At 60.4% G+C, this 19,439-nt stretch carries 17 protein-coding genes and 2 tRNA genes; 1 reads left to right on the forward strand and 18 read right to left on the reverse strand.

The window, feature by feature from the left end; genetic code table 11:
* Positions 1 to 12: 12 nt before the first annotated feature.
* From nusA to rlmE, 10 genes are all read right to left on the reverse strand, one after another.
* Positions 13 to 1,494 (reverse strand): transcription termination factor NusA, encoded by a 1,482-nt coding sequence (gene nusA / locus ACIPZ5_RS14975; protein ID WP_110639657.1) that lies wholly within the window; start codon positions 1,492 to 1,494, stop codon positions 13 to 15.
* 59 nt (positions 1,495 to 1,553) lie between these two features.
* Positions 1,554 to 2,012 carry a ribosome maturation factor RimP gene (rimP, locus tag ACIPZ5_RS14980; RefSeq protein ID WP_054885662.1) on the reverse strand — a complete coding sequence of 153 codons (459 nt, stop codon included), beginning with the start codon at positions 2,010 to 2,012 and terminating at the stop codon, positions 1,554 to 1,556.
* A 130-nt stretch (positions 2,013 to 2,142) separates the two neighbouring features.
* A tRNA-Met gene (locus ACIPZ5_RS14985) sits at positions 2,143 to 2,219 on the reverse strand.
* Positions 2,220 to 2,319: 100 nt separating this feature from the next.
* A tRNA-Leu gene (locus ACIPZ5_RS14990) sits at positions 2,320 to 2,405 on the reverse strand.
* 21 nt (positions 2,406 to 2,426) lie between these two features.
* Positions 2,427 to 2,822: a preprotein translocase subunit SecG gene (secG, locus tag ACIPZ5_RS14995; RefSeq protein ID WP_060484224.1), complete on the reverse strand. Its 396-nt coding sequence runs from the start codon at positions 2,820 to 2,822 to the stop codon at positions 2,427 to 2,429.
* 4 nt (positions 2,823 to 2,826) lie between these two features.
* Positions 2,827 to 3,582 (reverse strand): triose-phosphate isomerase, encoded by a 756-nt coding sequence (gene tpiA / locus ACIPZ5_RS15000; protein ID WP_261941623.1) that lies wholly within the window; start codon positions 3,580 to 3,582, stop codon positions 2,827 to 2,829.
* 66 nt (positions 3,583 to 3,648) lie between these two features.
* Positions 3,649 to 4,989: a phosphoglucosamine mutase gene (gene glmM / locus ACIPZ5_RS15005; protein WP_343599349.1), complete on the reverse strand. Its 1,341-nt coding sequence runs from the start codon at positions 4,987 to 4,989 to the stop codon at positions 3,649 to 3,651.
* A gap of 15 nt (positions 4,990 to 5,004) precedes the next feature.
* Entirely contained in the window at positions 5,005 to 5,856 is an 852-nt protein-coding gene (folP, locus tag ACIPZ5_RS15010; protein WP_313710628.1) for a dihydropteroate synthase, read from the reverse strand.
* A gap of 8 nt (positions 5,857 to 5,864) precedes the next feature.
* Complete coding sequence (gene ftsH, locus ACIPZ5_RS15015; protein ID WP_152955897.1) at positions 5,865 to 7,769, reverse strand: ATP-dependent zinc metalloprotease FtsH; 1,905 nt, start codon at positions 7,767 to 7,769, stop codon at positions 5,865 to 5,867.
* 201 nt (positions 7,770 to 7,970) lie between these two features.
* Positions 7,971 to 8,597 (reverse strand): 23S rRNA (uridine(2552)-2'-O)-methyltransferase RlmE, encoded by a 627-nt coding sequence (gene rlmE, locus ACIPZ5_RS15020; protein WP_054885642.1) that lies wholly within the window; start codon positions 8,595 to 8,597, stop codon positions 7,971 to 7,973.
* A gap of 102 nt (positions 8,598 to 8,699) precedes the next feature.
* On the opposite strand from rlmE, the gene ACIPZ5_RS15025 reads away from it, so the two are divergent.
* Positions 8,700 to 9,008, forward strand: coding sequence for a YhbY family RNA-binding protein (locus ACIPZ5_RS15025; protein ID WP_085677204.1), 309 nt, complete (start codon positions 8,700 to 8,702; stop codon positions 9,006 to 9,008).
* Positions 9,009 to 9,020: 12 nt separating this feature from the next.
* Here the strand turns inward: ACIPZ5_RS15025 and ACIPZ5_RS15030 are convergent, their stop codons facing one another.
* The 8 genes from ACIPZ5_RS15030 to grpE all read right to left on the reverse strand — a co-directional run bounded on the left by ACIPZ5_RS15030 (position 9,021) and on the right by grpE (position 19,439).
* Positions 9,021 to 9,470, reverse strand: coding sequence for an MFS transporter (locus ACIPZ5_RS15030; protein WP_079226471.1), 450 nt, complete (start codon positions 9,468 to 9,470; stop codon positions 9,021 to 9,023).
* Positions 9,448 to 9,930: a transcription elongation factor GreA gene (gene greA, locus ACIPZ5_RS15035; RefSeq protein ID WP_177326679.1), complete on the reverse strand. Its 483-nt coding sequence runs from the start codon at positions 9,928 to 9,930 to the stop codon at positions 9,448 to 9,450. Before greA ends, ACIPZ5_RS15030 begins: the two co-directional genes overlap by 23 nt.
* Positions 9,927 to 13,148, reverse strand: a complete 3,222-nt coding sequence (gene carB / locus ACIPZ5_RS15040) for a carbamoyl-phosphate synthase large subunit (RefSeq protein WP_261941626.1) — start codon at positions 13,146 to 13,148, stop codon at positions 9,927 to 9,929. The genes greA and carB overlap by 4 nt, the downstream gene beginning before the upstream one ends.
* A 106-nt stretch (positions 13,149 to 13,254) precedes the next feature.
* Positions 13,255 to 14,391 carry a glutamine-hydrolyzing carbamoyl-phosphate synthase small subunit gene (gene carA / locus ACIPZ5_RS15045; RefSeq protein WP_261941627.1) on the reverse strand — a complete coding sequence of 379 codons (1,137 nt, stop codon included), beginning with the start codon at positions 14,389 to 14,391 and terminating at the stop codon, positions 13,255 to 13,257.
* 326 nt (positions 14,392 to 14,717) lie between these two features.
* The gene (gene dapB, locus ACIPZ5_RS15050) at positions 14,718 to 15,521 is read right to left on the reverse strand and encodes a 4-hydroxy-tetrahydrodipicolinate reductase (RefSeq protein WP_003249933.1); all 804 of its coding nucleotides are present in this window, start codon (positions 15,519 to 15,521) and stop codon (positions 14,718 to 14,720) included.
* Positions 15,522 to 15,534: 13 nt separating this feature from the next.
* Entirely contained in the window at positions 15,535 to 16,659 is a 1,125-nt protein-coding gene (dnaJ, locus tag ACIPZ5_RS15055) for a molecular chaperone DnaJ (protein ID WP_027917696.1), read from the reverse strand.
* Positions 16,660 to 16,856: 197 nt separating this feature from the next.
* Positions 16,857 to 18,782: a molecular chaperone DnaK gene (gene dnaK / locus ACIPZ5_RS15060; RefSeq protein WP_261941629.1), complete on the reverse strand. Its 1,926-nt coding sequence runs from the start codon at positions 18,780 to 18,782 to the stop codon at positions 16,857 to 16,859.
* Between the two features lie 102 nt (positions 18,783 to 18,884).
* Complete coding sequence (gene grpE, locus ACIPZ5_RS15065; protein ID WP_343599365.1) at positions 18,885 to 19,439, reverse strand: nucleotide exchange factor GrpE; 555 nt, start codon at positions 19,437 to 19,439, stop codon at positions 18,885 to 18,887.

Consider the following 19,439-nt stretch of genomic DNA (forward strand, 5'->3'; position numbering starts at 1 on the left):
GGCCGCGCCTAATTACTCGAACCAGTGGGCTCGGGCGGCCATGATCAACTTGCCGGCACGCTCTTCGTCGATGCCGTCGATGTCGAGCAGGTCGTCAATCGACTGCTCGGCCAGGTCTTCGCGGTTAACCACGCCGCGCACCGCCAGTTCCGCTGCCAGGTCCTTGTCCATGCCCTCGAGAGAGAGCAGGTCGTCGGACGGATGGGCGTCTGCCAGTTTTTCTTCGGTAGCGATGGCCTTGGTCAACAAACGGTCCTTGGCACGAGCGCGCAGCTCATTGACGATATCTTCGTCAAAGCCATCGATGTTGAGCATTTCTTCCAACGGTACGTAGGCAATTTCTTCGAGGCTGGTGAAGCCTTCGTCGACCAGCACTTGGGCCAGCTCCTCGTCGACTTCCAGCTCTTCGATGAAATTGCGCAGGATGTCACCGGTTTCAGCCTGTTGCTTGGCCTGGATGTCCTTCTCGGTCATCACGTTCAGGGTCCAGCCAGTCAGCTGACTGGCCAGGCGAACGTTCTGACCACCACGGCCAATGGCTTGCGCCAGGTTGTCTTCGGCAACGGCAATGTCCATTGCATGGGCATCTTCATCAACGATGATCGCCGCGACTTCAGCCGGCGACATGGCATTGATGACGAACTGCGCCGGGTTCTCGTCCCACAGGACGATATCCACACGCTCACCACCCAGCTCGCCGGATACGGCCTGGACGCGCGAACCGCGCATGCCGATGCAGGCACCTTGCGGGTCGATGCGCTTGTCCTTGGAGCGGACGGCGATCTTGGCACGCGATCCCGGATCACGGGAGGCAGCCATGACTTCAATGAGGCCTTCAGCGATTTCCGGCACTTCGATGCGGAACAGCTCGATCAGCATCTGTGGCGCGGTGCGGGACAGGATCAGCTGAGGGCCGCGGTTCTCGGTGCGAATTTCCTTGAGCAGCGCGCGCAGGCGCACACCGACCCGGAAGGTCTCACGTGGAATGATGTCTTCGCGGGCCAGCAGGGCCTCAGCGTTGTTACCCAGGTCGACGATGACGTTGTCACGGGTGACCTTCTTGACGGTGCCGGAGATGATCTCGTTGACCCGCTCGCGGTAGGCGTCGACCACCTGGGCGCGCTCGGCTTCACGCACCTTCTGCACGATGACCTGCTTGGCGGTCTGCGCGGCGATACGGCCGAACTCGATGGACTCGATCTTTTCTTCGATCACGTCACCGACTTTCGCTTCCGGGTGAGTGTCCTTGATCTTGTCCAGCCAGGTTTCGATCGCCGGATCGTCCAGGTCATTCTCGTCGACCACGGTCCAGCGACGGAAAGTCTCATAGCTACCGGTGTGGCGGTTGATTTCCACACGCAGGTCGACTTCGTCCTCAAAACGTTTCTTGGTTGCAGTAGCCAGGGCCACTTCCAGCGCTTCGAAAATGACGCCGGGCGGTACACCTTTTTCGTTGGATACCGATTCAACAACCAGCAGTACTTCTTTGCTCATCGTACGCCTCGCCTTGCGCAAGCCATTGGGCCCGGATAGTCCGCCGGGCCCGGCACGTCTCAGTCAAAACTGGGAATAATATTGGCCTTGTCGATCGAGTCGATCGGCAGCAGGAACTCTTGGTTGTCCACCTGGACCACCACGTCCTGATCCTCCACACCGCGGAGAAGGCCCTGGAAGTTACGACGACCCTCGAAGGGTGAACGCAGCTTGATCTTCACTTGTTCGCCGGCATGCGAGGCAAACTGTTCCAGAGTGAACAGTGGGCGATCCATGCCTGGAGAGGAGACCTCAAGGGTATATTCGCTGCTGATCGGATCTTCCACATCGAGGATCGCGCTGGCCTGACGGCTGACTGCTTCGCAGTCGTCCACCAGGATGCCGTCTTCCTTGTCGATATAGATGCGCAGTACCGAATGCTTACCCTGGGATACGAATTCGATCCCCCAGCACTGATAGCCCAGACCCTCGACCACCGGGGCCAACAAGGCCTGCAACTGTTCTAGCTTGCTCGACACCTGAACCCCCTCGTGCATGCTGTGCAAATAAAAAATGGGCGAAGCGCCCATCCCTGAAAGCGCCGTAGGACAACGACGCCGTAAATTGTTCGGCTAGCAAAAAGCCCCTGAAAAGGGGCTCCGCTGAAGCTGGTTGCGGGGGCTGGATTTGAACCAACGACCTTCGGGTTATGAGCCCGACGAGCTACCAAGCTGCTCCACCCCGCGACAAAGCTGGGGCAAAAGTATAAGACTTAACCTGCTTAAGGGTCAAACCCAAACCTTCACCTGCAAGAAAGCCCGCTAAAGCGGGCTCTCAAGCTTCAATTGGTACCGAGAAGGGGACTCGAACCCCTACACCCTATGGGCACAACCACCTCAAGGTTGCGTGTCTACCAATTCCACCACCTCGGCAATACTACTACTTGAAACCCGTTACTTCTGCTCTTCGGCCGGAGGAGGTACATCACCTTTGCTGGTGGTTTCGCTCTTCTGCTCCTGGAGCACCGGTACATCATCATTAACTGCCGGTTTCTGCGGCTCTTTCACTTCTAGCACCGCTGGATCTGGAAGACCTGCTTGGCTAAGCTGGTGAGCTTGTTGCTTCGCGAAGTATCCTAACCCAAGTGCTGTCAAAAAGAAAGTGGCAGCGAGTATAGCAGTTAATTTACTCAGGAAGGTAGCAGAGCCTTGGCTTCCGAACACAGTGTTTGAGGCACCTGCGCCGAAAGATGCACCTGCTTCCGCACCCTTACCCTGTTGCAACAGAACCAGCACTACAAGCGACAGCGCTGCCAACAGATGAAAAACAACGATAACTGTTTCCAGCATTTGTTCAGTTTCCTGCGGCGCGACAAATTGCACCGAATTCGTCTGCGTTCAGGGACGCTCCACCAATGAGCCCCCCATCGATATCCGGCATGCCGAACAGTTCGGCCGCATTGGCCGCCTTCACGCTGCCGCCGTAGAGAAGCTGCACGTTTGCGGCAACTTCGGCGTCCTCGGCCGCCAACTGAGCGCGGATGGCTGCATGCACATCCTGAGCCTGTTGAGGCGAAGCCGTCAAACCTGTGCCAATGGCCCAAACCGGCTCATAGGCAATTACTGCATTGGCGAAAGCCTTAACACCGAACGCGTCGATGATACTGCTTAGTTGACCCCCGACAACTTCGAGTGTCTTGCCCGCCTCACGCTCTTCGAGAGTTTCCCCTACGCAGAGCACCGGCATTAAACCACTAAGTTGAGCAGCTGCAAACTTATCTTTCAGCACTTCTTCACTTTCGCCGATGATCTGGCGACGCTCGGAGTGACCAATCAAGACCAACTTGCAACCCGCTTCAACTAACTGACTCGGTGCAACTTCACCGGTCAGCGCGCCCTGCTCGGGCTTTACCGCAGAATTCTGTGCTCCGACAGTGATCCCCTTGCCTTGCAGGCCATCAACCACTTGATTGATGAACAGCGTCGGCGGGAACACCGCGACTTCAACACCGCTTGGCACGGACATATTGCCCAGGCCCAAGATCAGCTCAGCGACGCTGGCGCGGGTACCGTGCATCTTCCAGTTACCAGCTACCATGGGGCGACGCATGCTTTACCTCGTCGGTCAAAGTGGGCGCAGATCTTACCCAACCCGATCTGCGCTGGCAAGCCTCTTTCAGGCACAAACTTCTGTGACCAGCTTGGCCAGGGCTTCGGCGTGGCCGCGCACCTGGTTTTCGTCGTCACCTTCGACCATCACCCGCACCAGAGGCTCGGTGCCGGACTTGCGCAGCAGCACACGGCCGCGCCCGGCCATGGCCTCGGTGACCTTGGCACTGGCTTCCTTGACTGCCGGGTGCTCCAGGGGGTCGACCTTGCTGGCGCCAAAACGCACGTTGATCAACACCTGCGGGCATTTGCGCAGGGCCTGGCGCGCCTGCGCCAGGGTCTCACCGCGGCGTTTGAGCGCCATCAACACCTGAAGCGCGGCAATGATCGCATCACCGGTAGTGGTGTGGTTGCAGCACACCACATGCCCGGAGTTCTCGCCACCGAGCAACCAGTCGCGCTCGAGCAGCTCGGCCATCACGTAGCGATCGCCAACCTTGGCCCGCACGAACGGAATATCCAGGTCCTTGAGTGCAAGCTCGAGGCCCAGGTTGCTCATCAGCGTACCGACCACGCCGCCTTGCAGCTTGCCACGTTCGTGCAGGTCGCGGGCGATGATGAACAACAACTCGTCGCCATCGACAATGGCACCGCTGTGGTCGACCATCAATACCCGATCCCCATCGCCGTCAAAGGCGATGCCCAGATCGGCATGGCCCACCAGCACGGCTGCCTGCAACGATTCGATGTGGGTCGACCCGCAGCCCTCGTTGATGTTCAGGCCGTCTGGCTGCGCATGCAGCACGGTCACATCGGCACCGAGTTCGCGGAACACGCTCGGGGCAACCTTGTAGGTGGCGCCATGGGCGCAATCGACCACCAGCTTGAGGCCCTCGAAGCTGGTGCTGCTCGGCACGCTGCTCTTGCAGAACTCGATATAGCGGCCAGCCGCGTCATTGATGCGGGAAACCTTGCCCAGCTTGCTCGACTCGACCACGGTCATCGGCTGATCGAGCAACTCTTCGATCATCAGCTCGACTTCGTCAGGCAACTTGGTGCCCTGCCCGGAGAAGAACTTGATGCCGTTGTCATCGTGCGGGTTATGCGAGGCACTGATGACGATGCCCGCTTCGGCATGGAAGGTGCGAGTCAGATAAGCGATGGCCGGTGTCGGCATCGGCCCGAGCAGCATCACGTCAGCACCGGCTGCAGACAGACCGGCCTCGAGCGCGGACTCGAACATGTATCCGGAAATACGCGTGTCCTTGCCCACCAGCACCCGGCAATTGCCCTGCTTGCGGAAGGCCATGCCGGCAGCCCAGCCCAGCTTCAACATGAAGTCCGGAGTGATCGGGTATTCGCCAACACGGCCACGGATACCGTCGGTACCAAAGTATTTTCTGCTCATAGGGACTCCAAATTCTTATTCGGCGTTCTGTACCGCGGCAATCATGCGCACCACATCGACGGTCTCGGCCACATCATGGACGCGCAGGATACTGGCCCCCTTGGTCATGGCCAGAGCCGCCAGCGCGAGGCTGCCGTACAGTCGCTCACCGACCGGACGATCCAGCGTCAGGCCAATCATGCTCTTGCGCGAAACGCCCACCAGCAGCGGACGACCAAGGCGATAGAGCGCTTCCATGTGCTTGAACAGGCTGAGGTTGTGCGCCAGTGTCTTGGCGAAACCGAAACCTGGATCAAGGATGATTCGTTCAGCGGGGATGCCCGCAGCGGCGCAAGCGGCCATCCGCTGTTCAAGATAGCGCGTTACGTCGGCTGTCACATCGTCGTAATGCGGGTCGTCCTGCATGTTCCCGGGCTCGCCACGCATGTGCATCAGGCACACCGGCAAGCCAGTGTCCGCCGCAGCATCCAGCGCCCCATCACGCTCCAGGGCACGCACGTCATTGATCAGGCCGGCACCCAGCCGCGCCGACTCGCGAATGACCGCAGGCGTCGAGGTATCGACCGAAATGACCACATCGAAGCGACTGTTGATGGCCTCGACCATTGGCGCCACGCGCTCGATCTCTTCGGTGACCGAAACCGCACGCGCGCCGGGGCGGGTCGACTCGCCGCCGATGTCGATCAGCGTGGCACCTGCCGCGATCATTGCTTCGGCATGGCGCAACGCCTCATCGCGCTGATTGAAACGCCCGCCATCGGAGAAGGAATCGGGTGTGATATTGAGAATACCCATGACATGGGTACGGGAAAGATCAAGAACCCGGTTGCCGCAAGGCAACCGGGTCGGGTACTGCACTGAGCTCATAGATGCCCTTAGTGTTGAGCTGCTGGGCCGCCAATCGGCGATTCCGGGCGATCGTTCTGGGCAGTCGGGGTGCCCGAATCCTTGTCATCGTCCCAGTCACGGGGTTCGCGTGGAGTACGACCAGCCATGATGTCGTCAATCTGATCGGCATCAATGGTCTCGTACTTCATCAGGGCTTCGGTCATTGCCTCGAGCTTGTCGCGATTATCGATCAGCAGCTGCTTGGCCGTGGCATAGCATTGGTCGATGATGCTGCGCACCTCGGAGTCGATCAGCTTGGCAGTCTCGCCGGATACACTGGCGTGCTGGCTGGCGGCGCTGCGGCCGAGGAATACCTCGCCCTCCTCTTCTGCATACATCAGCGGACCGAGCTTTTCCGACAACCCCCACTTGGTCACCATGTTGCGAGCGATCTGACTGGCTCGCATGATGTCGTTGGATGCACCGGTGGTGACTCCATCGAAGCCCAGAGTCATCTCCTCGGCGATACGGCCACCGTACAGCGAGCAGATCTGGCTGATCAGCGCGCGCTTGGACAGGCTGTAGCGGTCTTCTTCCGGCAGGAACATGGTGACACCCAGGGCACGACCACGCGGAATGATCGAAACCTTGTAGACCGGATCGTGCTCAGGCACCAGGCGACCGACAATCGCGTGCCCAGCTTCGTGGTAGGCGGTATTCCTCTTTTCCTTCTCGGACATGACCATGGTCTTGCGCTCGGCACCCATCATGATCTTGTCTTTGGCCAGTTCGAATTCTTTCATTTCGACCAGGCGCTTGTTGGAGCGGGCGGCAAACAACGAAGCCTCGTTGACCAGGTTGGCCAGATCAGCACCGGAGAAGCCTGGGGTACCCCGGGCAATGACCGCCGGATTGACGTTTTCGCCAACCGGCACCTTGCGCATGTGCACCTTGAGGATCTGCTCACGGCCACGGATATCCGGCAGGCCGACCACGACCTGACGGTCGAAGCGACCAGGGCGCAGCAGTGCCGGGTCGAGCACGTCCGGGCGGTTGGTGGCGGCAATGACGATGATGCCATCGTTCATTTCAAAGCCGTCCATCTCTACCAGCAGCTGGTTGAGGGTCTGTTCACGCTCGTCGTGACCGCCGCCCATGCCGGCGCCACGGTGGCGACCGACGGCGTCGATTTCGTCGATGAAGATGATGCAAGGCGCGTGCTTCTTGGCCTGTTCGAACATGTCACGAACACGGCTGGCACCGACACCCACGAACATCTCGACGAAGTCGGAACCGGAAATGGTGAAGAACGGCACCTTGGCCTCACCGGCAATGGCCTTGGCCAGCAGGGTCTTACCGGTACCGGGCGGGCCGACCATCAGCACGCCGCGCGGGATGCGACCACCCAGGCGCTGGAACTTGCCAGGGTCGCGCAGGAACTCGACCAGCTCGCCCACCTCTTCCTTGGCTTCGTCGCAACCGGCGACGTCAGCCAGGGTAGTCTTGACCTGGTCTTCGGACAGCAGGCGTGCCTTGCTCTTGCCAAAGCTCATCGGCCCGCCCTTGCCACCTGCACCACCTTGCATCTGGCGCATGAAGAACATGAACACGGCGATGATCACCAGGATCGGGAAGCTTGCCACCAGCAGCTGAGTCCAGATGCTCTGCTGCTCAGGCTGCTTGCCTTCGACGACCACGTGGTTGTCGACCAGGTCGCCGATCAGGCCATTGTCGGTGATGGCCGGGCGCACGGTCTTGAAGTTGTCGCCGTCGGCCCGCTTGCCGGTAATGATGTAGCCGTCGACGGTCACACGCTCGACCTTGCCATCCTTGACCTGCTGGATGAAGTCGGAATAGTTGAGGGTCTGCGGCTCGTTAGGGCTGGAGAAGTTGTTCATCACTGTCACCAGGACAGCTGCGATGATCAACCACAGGATCAGATTCTTTGCCATGTCGTTCAATTCGCTACCCTCTGAGGCCGGCGCACGACGCAGCCGTGCCTCGCATGATATTCATCGCCCTAACTTACTACATTACCTACGCATCCGCAGGCACCGTCTGTAACCCTTTGTGAAACCTAGACTACACGAAGTTCGGACAATCCAGACGGGGCGGCCGATTGGAAATAACTATCAGCCACCCCGCAACACGCCTCATGCCCCTTTGAAACCCCTGCCAAGCAGGTACTGCTCACGGGAACGGTCCCGCGAAGAAGACGGCTTGCGCATCTGCACCTTGTCGAACTTGCTACGCACGTCCTTGAGGTACATGTCGAAACCTTCGCCCTGGAAGATCTTGATCAGGAAGTCGCCGCCCGGCTTGAGCACGCGGGTTGCCAGATCCAGGGCCAGCTCGCAGAGGAACATGGCTCGCGGCATGTCCACCGCAGGCGTACCACTCATATTGGGGGCCATGTCGGAAATCACAAGGTCTACGTGCGAATCCCCGACCGCCTGAAGAATCTGCTGCAGCACTTCATCCTGGGTGAAGTCACCCTGAATGAAGGTCACATCAGGGATCGAGTCCATCTCCAGAATGTCGGACGCAATCAGGCGCCCCTGGCCACCAATCAGACGACTGGTCACCTGCGACCAGCCTCCGGGAGCCGCGCCGAGGTCGATCACGCTCATCCCAGGACGGATCAGGCGGTCTTTTTCCTGGATCTCCAGCAGTTTGTAGCTCGCACGCGAGCGGTAGCCATCCTTCTGCGCCTGTTTCACAAAAGGATCGTTGAAATGCTCTCGCAGCCAGTTTGCGCTGCTTTTGGAACGTTGTACCACGGGGCACCTCGATGATATGCGTCGTGATTGACTGGGCGGAGCCGGTGGCCCTCGGGTAAAATGCCGGTCAATTTTACAGAATCAGACGGAAAGGGTCAGATTATGCCGCTCAATAACGAGCAGAAGAAGCAATACAAGTCCATTGGTCATGACCTGAAGCCGGTCCTGATCGTTGCTGGCAACGGCTTGAACGAAGGTGTTATCGCCGAATTGGAGCGTGCGCTGGCCGACCACGAACTGATCAAGGTCGAAATTCGCTCGGAAGATCGCGAAGAGCGCGCCGCCGCCATTGCCGAACTGTGCAAGGTTGGCCGTGCCGAGCTGGTACAGACCATCGGCAAGAAGGCGCTGATCTACCGCAAGAACCCACAACCAAACAAGCAGCTGTCCAACATCCACCGCTACAAGTGACGGTGGCTCCGCTCAGTGGCGCGCCTGGCGCGCCCTGACCGGGACTGGTTGGGCCACCAGCACGATGCCGGAGAAGCCCAGCACCAGGAAACAGAACATCTGCCAGCGCTCGCCGACCGAGATGCCGTAGCGCAAGGTGTAGTACCCCACGCAGGCTGCAAAGCCCAACAACAGCATCTGCCCGCGAAACTGCCGCCACCAGGCCGCCAGGCCGTCCACCCTCGCCAGCACCGCCAGCTGGGTCAACAAGCCAAGCAATGCCACGCCGATCAACCAGCGGTCGATCTGCCCGGCGACATCCTGCACCAGCAAGGGTGCAAGGCCACTGACTTTCAGCGCTGGCACCAGCCCCACATGGAACACCCACAGGCCACCGACCCAGAAAACCTGGGCCAGTTGCCAGAGGATCCCCTCGAGGGATGGCGCCCGCAGGCGCCGGTCAGATGTGTTTGACTTCGACAATCTCGTACTCGACCGTACCGCTTGGCGTCTTGACCACCACGGTGTCACCTTCTTCCTTGCCAATGATGGCACGGGCGATCGGTGCGCTGCTCGAAAGTTTGCCTTGTTTCACGTCAGCTTCATCTTCGCCAACGATCTGGTAGGTCACTTCGTCATCGGTCTCGGTGTTGGCCAGCACCACGGTGGTGCCGAAAATCACCTTGCCGGTGTGGGCGATGGTGGTGACGTCGATCACCACCGAGTTCTGCAGACGGCCTTCGATATCGCGGATGCGCGCCTCGACCATGCCCTGCTCCTCACGGGCGGCATGGTATTCGGCGTTTTCCTTGAGGTCGCCCAGCTCACGCGCCTCACCAATGGCTTGGCTCAGGCGCGGGCGCTCGGTCTTGCTCAGGAAGGTCAGCTCCTCTTCCAGGGCGCGAGCGCCCTGGACGGTCATTGGGTACTTGGTCATGCTCATGCTTTGAGTCCTGCATGCAGATCCTGCAGGCGACGAACAGTCTTCTCGGGACCGAATTTCAGCGCCTCGCAGATGGCTTCACCGGCCGCAATGGTAGTGGTGCAGTAGATCTTGTGCTGCAGCGCATTGCGACGAATCGAGTAGGAATCGGCGATCGACTGGCGGCCTTCGGTGGTGTTGATGATCAGCGACACTTCGTCGTTCTTGATCATGTCGACCACGTGCGGACGACCTTCGGTCACCTTGTTCACACGGCGCACTTTCAGGCCAGCGGCTTCGATGACCTTGGCAGTACCTGCCGTTGCAACCACTTCGAAGCCCAGGGCGATCAGGTCGCGGGCCACGCCAGCCACTTGCGGCTTGTCGTCGTCACGCACGCTGATGAACGCGGTACCGCCAGTCGGCAGCACTTCGCTGGCACCCATCTGGGCCTTGGCGAAGGCTTCACCGAAGCTGTCACCGACGCCCATGACTTCACCGGTCGATTTCATCTCAGGGCCGAGGATCGGGTCAACCCCTGGGAACTTGGCGAACGGGAAGACGGCTTCCTTGACGCTGTAGAAGTTCGGGATGATTTCCTGGGTGAAGCCCAGCTCTTTAAGAGTTTTGCCGGCCATGACGCGGGCAGCGATCATTGCCAGGGAGGTGCCGATGCACTTGGACACGAACGGCACGGTACGCGAGGCACGCGGGTTGACTTCGATCACGTAGATCTTGTCGCCCTGCAGGGCCAGCTGCACGTTCATCAGGCCGACAACGCCCAGCTCCAGGGCCATCTTCTTGACCTGTACGCGGACTTCGTCCTGCACTTCCTTGCTCAGCGAGTAAGGTGGCAGCGAGCACGCGGAGTCACCGGAGTGAACACCAGCCTGCTCGATGTGCTGCATGATCGCGCCGATCACCACGTCGGTGCCGTCGCAGACCGCATCCACGTCCATCTCGATGGCGCAGTTGAGGAAGTGGTCGAGCAGTACCGGGCTGTCGTTGGACACCTGTACGGCTTCACGCAGGTAGCGCTTGAGCTCATCCAGTTCGTAGACGATTTCCATGGCGCGGCCACCCAGCACGTAGGATGGGCGCACGACCAGCGGGTAACCGATGCCGCCAGCAGCGCTGATGGCTTCTTCTTCGCTGCGCACGGTGGCGTTTGGCGGCTGCAGCAGGTTCAGGCGCTGAACCATCTGCTGGAAGCGCTCACGGTCTTCGGCACGGTCGATGGCGTCCGGGCTGGTACCGATGATCGGTACGCCGGCTTCTTCCAGGGCGCGCGCCAGTTTCAGCGGGGTCTGGCCGCCGTAGTGAACGATGACGCCCTTCGGCTTCTCGACGCGGCAGACTTCCAGCACGTCTTCCAGGGTCAGTGGCTCGAAGTACAGACGGTCGGAGGTGTCGTAGTCGGTGGAGACGGTTTCCGGGTTGCAGTTGACCATGATGGTCTCGTAACCGTCTTCACGCAGCGCCAGTGCAGCGTGTACGCAGCAGTAGTCGAACTCGATACCTTGGCCGATACGGTTCGGGCCACCACCCAGGATCATGATCTTGTCACGGGTCGACGGGTTGGCCTCGCACTCTTCCTCATAGGTCGAGTACAGGTAGGCGGTGTCGGTGGCGAACTCGGCGGCGCAGGTGTCGACGCGCTTGTACACCGGGAACACTTCCAGCTTGTGGCGGTGACGGCGCAGGTTCTTGTCGGTGATGCCGAGCAGCTTGGCCAGGCGCTGGTCCGAGAAGCCCTTGCGCTTGAGGCGCAGCATGTAGTCCTTGTCGATCGACGACAGGGCCAGGGTCTTGACCTTCTCTTCTTCCTTGATCAGGTCTTCCATCTGCACCAGGAACCAAAGGTCGATGCCGGTCAGCTGGAAGATTTCCTCGATGGTCATGCCCGAACGCATGGCGTCGGCGACGTACCAGATACGCTCGGCGCCCGGCACGGTCAGTTCGCGCTTGAGGATGCTGGCGGCTTCAGGGCTGGCCAGGTCGACTTTCGGGTCGAGGCCGCAGGCGCCGACTTCCAGACCGCGCAGGGCTTTCTGCAGGGACTCTTGGAAGGTACGGCCGATGGCCATGACTTCACCCACGGATTTCATCTGGGTGGTCAGGCGGGCGTCGGCTTTCGGGAATTTCTCGAAGGCGAAGCGTGGCAGCTTGGTGACGACGTAGTCGATCGACGGTTCAAAGGACGCTGGAGTGCGACCGCCGGTGATGTCGTTCTGAAGTTCGTCGAGAGTGTAACCAATGGCCAGCTTGGCGGCGATCTTGGCGATCGGGAAGCCGGTGGCCTTGGAAGCCAGGGCGGACGAACGAGAAACGCGCGGGTTCATCTCGATCACGACCATGCGGCCGGTGTTCGGGCAGATACCGAACTGCACGTTGGAACCGCCGGTTTCCACACCGATTTCACGCAGCACCGCCAGCGAGGCGTTGCGCATGATCTGGTATTCCTTGTCGGTCAGCGTTTGCGCAGGTGCGACAGTGATCGAGTCACCGGTGTGCACGCCCATCGGGTCGAAGTTCTCGATGGAGCAGACGATGATGCAGTTGTCCTTCTTGTCACGGACCACCTCCATCTCGTATTCCTTCCAGCCGATCAGCGATTCGTCGATCAGCAGCTCTTTGGTCGGCGACAGGTCCAGACCACGGGTGCAGATTTCTTCGAATTCTTCACGGTTGTAGGCGATACCACCACCAGTGCCGCCCATGGTGAACGACGGACGGATGATGCACGGGAAGCCGAGCTTCTCGAGGACCGCATTGGCCTCTTCCATGCTGTGGGCGATACCGGAGCGCGGGCACTCCAGGCCGATGTCCTTCATGGCCTTGTCAAAGCGCGAACGGTCTTCGGCCTTGTCGATGGTATCGGCATTGGCACCGATCATCTCGACGCCGAATTTTTCCAGAACACCGTGGCGCTCCAGGTCCAGGGCGCAGTTCAGTGCAGTCTGGCCACCCATGGTCGGCAGTACGGCGTCCGGGCGCTCTTTTTCGATGATCTTGGCCACCGACTGCCATTTGATCGGCTCGATGTAGGTGGCGTCGGCCATGGCCGGATCAGTCATGATGGTGGCTGGGTTGGAGTTCACCAGGATGACGCGGAAACCTTCCTCGCGCAGGGCTTTACAAGCCTGGGCGCCGGAGTAGTCGAATTCGCAGGCCTGGCCGATCACGATCGGGCCAGCGCCGAGAATCAGGATGCTTTTGATGTCTGTACGTTTTGGCATGGTTGTCACTCAAATCCGCGGGTCAGTCGGCAAGCCGTCTTGAACAATCTGGGTCAGGCGCTTCCGGGCGCGGCGCGAGCCGGCCCGGGGCCTTGATGCAGGATGCTCAGCGGCGCTTGGCCATGGCATCGGTGAAACGATCGAACAGTGGCGCGACGTCGGTCGGGCCTGGGCTCGCTTCAGGGTGGCCCTGGAAGCTGAACGCGCACTTGTCGGTACGCTCGATACCCTGCAGGGTGCCGTCGAACAGCGACTTGTGAATGGCACGGACGTTGCCCGGCAGGGTGGCTTCGTCAACGGCGAAACCGTGGTTCTGGCTGGTGATCATGACCACGCCGGTGTCTAGGTCCTGGACCGGGTGGTTGGCACCGTGGTGACCATGGCCCATCTTCACGGTCTTGGCGCCGGAGGCCAGGGCCAGCAGCTGGTGACCGAGGCAGATGCCGAATACCGGAATCTCGGTCTCGAGGATTTCCTTGATCGCCTGGATCGCATAGTCGCATGGCTCCGGATCACCAGGGCCGTTGGACAGGAACACGCCATCCGGATTCAGCGCCAGCACTTCGCTGGCCGGGGTCTGGGCAGGCACCACGGTCACGCGGCAGCCGCGGGCGACCAGCATGCGCAGGATGTTCAGCTTGACGCCGTAGTCGAAGGCGACCACGTGGTACGGCAGGTCGGCAGCATCGATGGTCGGGTGGCTGTCGGTTTTCAGCTCCCACACACTGGAGCGCCATTCGTAGCGCTCCTTGGTGGAAACGACCTTGGCCAGGTCCATGCCCTTCAGGCCAGGGAAGCCGCGGGCAGCAGCGATGGCGGCTTCTTCGCTGATGTTGTCACCAGCCAGGATGCAGCCGTTCTGAGCGCCTTTTTCGCGCAGGATACGGGTCAGGCGACGGGTGTCGATGCCGGCGATGGCGACGACGTTGTTGGCCTTGAGGTACTCAGGCAGCGACTGGGTGTTACGCCAGTTGCTGGCCAGCAGCGGCAGGTCACGGATGACCAGGCCAGCGGACCAGACACGGTTCGACTCGGCGTCTTCCGGCGTGGTGCCGGTGTTGCCGATGTGCGGGTAGGTCAGGGTAACGATTTGCTGCGCGTAGGAAGGGTCTGTAAGGATTTCCTGGTAGCCGGTCATAGCGGTGTTGAATACCACCTCACCAACGGTCTGACCGTCGGCACCGATAGCTTCACCGCGGAAAATACTGCCGTCGGCAAGGGCGAGTATGGCTGGCTTTGTCAAGAAGACCTCCCGTAAATCAAGCATGAAAGGGCGATCGCAGGTTGCAAAAAAGCGGAGTGACGTATGGACACGTCACCCCGCTTTTATGTGCTGAATTCAATTCGCTGCGCGCTTTTAGTGGACACACTAAAGCTGTAGCTTACAGAAAAGTGCGTTTTCGGTCTACCGCATATGTGCCTCCAAGACACATGATTGCGACAGACTGACATCGGCGTCGCCTGTTTCGCGGATAAACCCGCTCCCACAGGGGCCGCACAGCGCCTAAGCCCTGCATCAATCCTGTGAGAGCGGGTTTACCCGCGAAGAGGCCAGCCCGCTTGAACGACTTAGCGCAGCTCGAGCACGTCCTGCATGTCGTACAGGCCCGGCTCGCGCCCATCCAGCCACAGCGCCGCACGCACCGCTCCCTTGGCGAAGGTCATGCGGCTGGAGGCCTTGTGGGTGATTTCCAGACGCTCGCCTTCAGCGGCAAACAGCACGGTGTGATCACCTACCACATCGCCGGCACGCACAGTGGCAAAACCGATGGTCTTGCGATCACGTGCGCCGGTCTGACCTTCACGGCCGTAGACCGCCACTTCCTGCAGATCACGCCCCAGCGCATTGGCAACCACTTCACCCATGCGCAGCGCGGTACCTGAAGGGGCATCGACCTTGTGCCGGTGATGCGCCTCGATAATCTCGATGTCGACATCATCGCCCAGCACCCGTGCCGCCATATCCAGCAGCTTGAGGCTGAGGTTGACGCCCACGCTGAAGTTGGCCGCGAACACGATCGGGATATCCTTGCCCGCTTCGGCCAGCAACTGCTTCTCCTCGACGGTGAAACCGGTGGTGCCGATGATCATCGCCTTGCCGTGTTTACGACAGAAGGCCAGGTTCTTCAGGGTCACTGACGGATGAGTAAAATCGATCAACACGTCGAATTCGTCGGCGACCTTGGCCAAGTCATCGGACAGCAGAACGCCAATCCGGCCGAGGGCCGCCAGTTCACCGGCATCAGCGCCGACGAGGGAGCTGTCAGGACGATCGATTGCCGCCGTCAGCCCCGCACCAGGGGTTTGCTGCACGGCTTCGATGAGGGTCTTGCCCATCCGCCCTGCTGCGCCCATTACCGCAATACGTCGCATAGCCTATTCCTTGTCAAAGATCGCCAAAGAAGCGTTTCACGCCATCGAACCAGCCACTGGCCTTGGGTGAATGGGAGCTGTCGCCTTCCAGCGAACTGCGCAGCTCTTCGAGCAATTCACGCTGACGGCGGCTGAGGTTGACCGGGGTTTCCACCGCCACACGGCACAGCAGGTCACCCGCACCACCGCCACGCACCGGCGCCACGCCCTTGCCACGCAAGCGGAATTGCTTGCCGGTCTGGGTGCCTTCCGGAATTTTCAGTTTCACGCGACCATCGAGGGTCGGCACTTCCAGCTCGCCACCGAGGGCGGCATCGGTGTAGCTGATCGGCACTTCGCAGTACAAGTGCTTGCCATCACGCTGGAAGATCTCGTGCTCACGCACGCTGATCACGACGTACAAGTCGCCGGTCGGACCACCATGGGTGCCCGCCTCGCCCTCGCCGGACAGGCGGATGCGGTCGCCGGTATCGACACCCGCAGGCACTTTGACCGACAGGGTCTTGTATTCCTCGACACGCCCTTCGCCGTGGCACGAGGTGCACGGGTCGGTGATGATCTTGCCCTGGCCATGGCAGCGCGGACAGGTCTGCTGCACCGAGAAGAAGCCTTGCTGCATACGCACCTGGCCAATACCGCCGCAGGTCGGGCAGGTCGACGGGGTCGATCCCTTCTTGGCGCCGGAGCCGTCACACGGCTTGCAGTTGACCAGCGTTGGCACGCGGATGCTGACCGTGGTGCCACGCACCGCTTCTTCCAGGTTCAGTTCCAGGGTGTAGCGCAGGTCGCTGCCGCGCTGGGCACCGCCACGTCCACCGCCGCGACCACCACCGAAGAAGTCGCTGAACACATCGCCGAAAATGTCGGAGAAGTTGGCGCCACCGAAGCCAGCACCACCGCCACCCATGCTCGGGTCGACGCCGGCGTGGCCGTACTGGTCGAACGCTGCACGCTTGCTCGCATCAGACAGTACTTCGTAGGCCTCGTTGGCTTCCTTGAACTTGTCTTCCGATTCTTTATCGCCCGGGTTACGGTCCGGGTGGTACTTCATCGCCAGGCGGCGATAGGCTTTCTTGAGGTCAGCTTCGCTGGCGCCGCGCTCGACACCCAGGACCTCATAATAATCACGCTTGGACATAGGTCATTTGCACCTTGTGGGGCGTCTGGCATCTGCGCCGCGCCATCAGCACCTGCCTGCAAACCACGAATGGCCCGGACAAATGCTGTAAAAAATCTCGAATTCCAGATACGCCAACGCGGGAGCAAGCCCCCGCGCGGCGACATCCTACCAGTTCACCGGCACAAGCCGGTGAACTGGTCGACAGCATGCAACGATTACTTCTTGTCGTCGCCTTTCACTTCTTCGAACTCGGCGTCAACCACGTCATCGTGCTTGGCTTCCGGTTCGGCTTGCTGAGCGCCGCCCTGAGGCTGTTCGGCCTGCTGCTCAGCGTACATCTTCTGAGCAACCGGAGCCGAAACCTTGGACAGCTCTTCGACCTTGGCGTCAATGGCAGCCTTGTCGTCGCCTTTGACAGCGGCTTCCAGGGCAACCACGGCCGCTTCGATCGCGGTTTTCTCTTCAGCAGTGACCTTGTCACCGGCGTCAGCGACCATCTTGCGAGTCGAGTGCACCAGCGCGTCACCCTGGTTACGGGCAGCGGCCAGCTCTTCGAACTTGCGGTCTTCCTCGGCGTTGGCCTCGGCGTCACGCACCATACGCTCGATTTCTTCGTCCGACAGGCCGGAGTTGGCCTTGATCACGATCGACTGGGTCTTGCCAGTGGCCTTGTCTTTGGCGCCGACATGCAGGATGCCGTTGGCATCGATGTCGAAGGTCACTTCGATCTGCGGCACGCCACGTGGCGCTGGCGGAATGTCAGCCAGGTCGAACTTGCCCAGCGACTTGTTCTGCGCAGCCTGCTTACGCTCACCTTGCAGCACGTGAATGGTCACGGCGCTCTGGTTGTCGTCGGCAGTCGAGAACACCTGCGACTTCTTGGTCGGAATGGTGGTGTTCTTCTCGATCAGCGCGGTCATCACGCCACCCATGGTTTCGATACCCAGGGTCAGTGGGCTGACGTCCAGCAGCAGTACGTCTTTCACGTCACCGGCCAGTACGGCGCCCTGGATGGCAGCACCCATGGCCACGGCTTCGTCCGGGTTGACGTCTTTGCGCGCTTCTTTACCGAAGAAGTCGGCAACGGCCTTCTGCACCATTGGCATACGGGTCTGGCCGCCGACCAAGATCACGTCGTCGATCTTGCCAGCGTCGATGCCGGCGTCTTTCAGGGCGATGCGGCAAGGCTCGATGGTACGGTTGACCAGGTCTTCGACCAGCGACTCCAGCTTGGCGCGAGAGATCTTCACGTTCAGGTGCTTGGGACCGGTGGCATCTGCAGTGATGTACGGCAGGTTAACGTCGGTCGACTGAGCGGAGGACAGCTCGATCTTGGCTTTTTCAGCGGCTTCTTTCAGGCGCTGCAGAGCCAGTGGATCGTTCTTCAGGTCCATGCCGGACTCTTTCTTGAACTCGTCGACGAGATAGTCGATCAAGCGCATGTCAAAGTCTTCGCCACCCAGGAAGGTGTCGCCGTTGGTAGCCAGCACTTCGAACTGGTGCTCGCCATCGACTTCGGCGATTTCGATGACCGAAACGTCGAAGGTACCACCACCCAGGTCATAAACGATGACGGTGTGGTCGCCCTTGGCCTTGTCCATGCCGTAAGCCAGCGCAGCAGCGGTCGGTTCGTTGATGATACGTTTTACGTCCAGACCAGCGATGCGACCGGCGTCCTTGGTGGCTTGGCGCTGGCTGTCGTTGAAGTACGCCGGAACGGTGATGACCGCTTCGGTAACGGGCTCGCCGAGGTAGTCTTCGGCGGTCTTCTTCATTTTCTTCAGGACTTCGGCACTGATCTGCGGCGGTGCCATTTCCTTGCCGGCGGCTTCTACCCAGGCGTCACCGTTGCCGGCTTTGACGATCTTGTAGGGAACCAGCTTGATGTCTTTCTGCACGACGTCTTCTTCGAAGCGGCGGCCGATCAGGCGCTTCACTGCGAACAGCGTGTTGTGCGGGTTGGTGACAGCCTGGCGCTTGGCCGACTGACCCACCAGGATTTCGCCGTCGTTGGCGTAGGCCACGATCGAAGGGGTAGTACGCGCGCCTTCGGCGTTTTCGATGACCTTGACGTTACCGTTTTCCAGAATGGAGACGCACGAGTTGGTGGTCCCCAAGTCAATACCGATGATTTTGCCCATGTTATCTCTCCCGAAACTTGAATTTGGTGGCAGCGGCTACTTCTGGCCAACTGCGGTAATACTTGAACGCTTGACACCTAGATGGGGATGCCCCGACAGATTTCAAGCCTTCTCATCGATAGAAGGTTGCGGGGCCGCCGGCGCCTTGCTCACCACCACCATGGCAGGGCGCAGCAGGCGACCGTTGAGCAGGTAGCCCTTCTGGAACACGTTGAGCACGCTGTTTGGCTCGACGTCGGCGCTTTCCTGCATGGCCATCGCCTGGTGGTGCTCGGCATTGAATGGCTGGCCGTGCGGGTCGATGGCTTCGAGGTTGTAGCGCTTGAGGGTGTCCTGGAACATCTTCAGGGTCAGCTCGACGCCTTCGCGGGTGCTCTTGACCTGCTCGTCTTCAGGGTCGAGGTGGGTCAGGGCCATCTCCAGGCTGTCGATCACCGGCAGCAGGTCGCCAGAGAACTTCTCGAGGGCGAACTTGCGGGCCTTGTCGACTTCCTGTTCAGCGCGGCGAATGCTGTTCTGCGCTTCTGCAGCGACACGCAGGGACTGATCCTTGGCGGCGGCCAGCTGCTCCTCGAGCTCCTGAACGCGGGCGCCGTTATCCACTGCACCAGCCTCTTCGGCATTAAGGTCCTGTTCGTTCAGCTGTTCGTCAGCCAT

Origin of the sequence: Pseudomonas sp. NPDC089428 (assembly GCF_044749325.1) — a bacterium.
Classification (GTDB): Bacteria; Pseudomonadota; Gammaproteobacteria; order Pseudomonadales; family Pseudomonadaceae; genus Aquipseudomonas.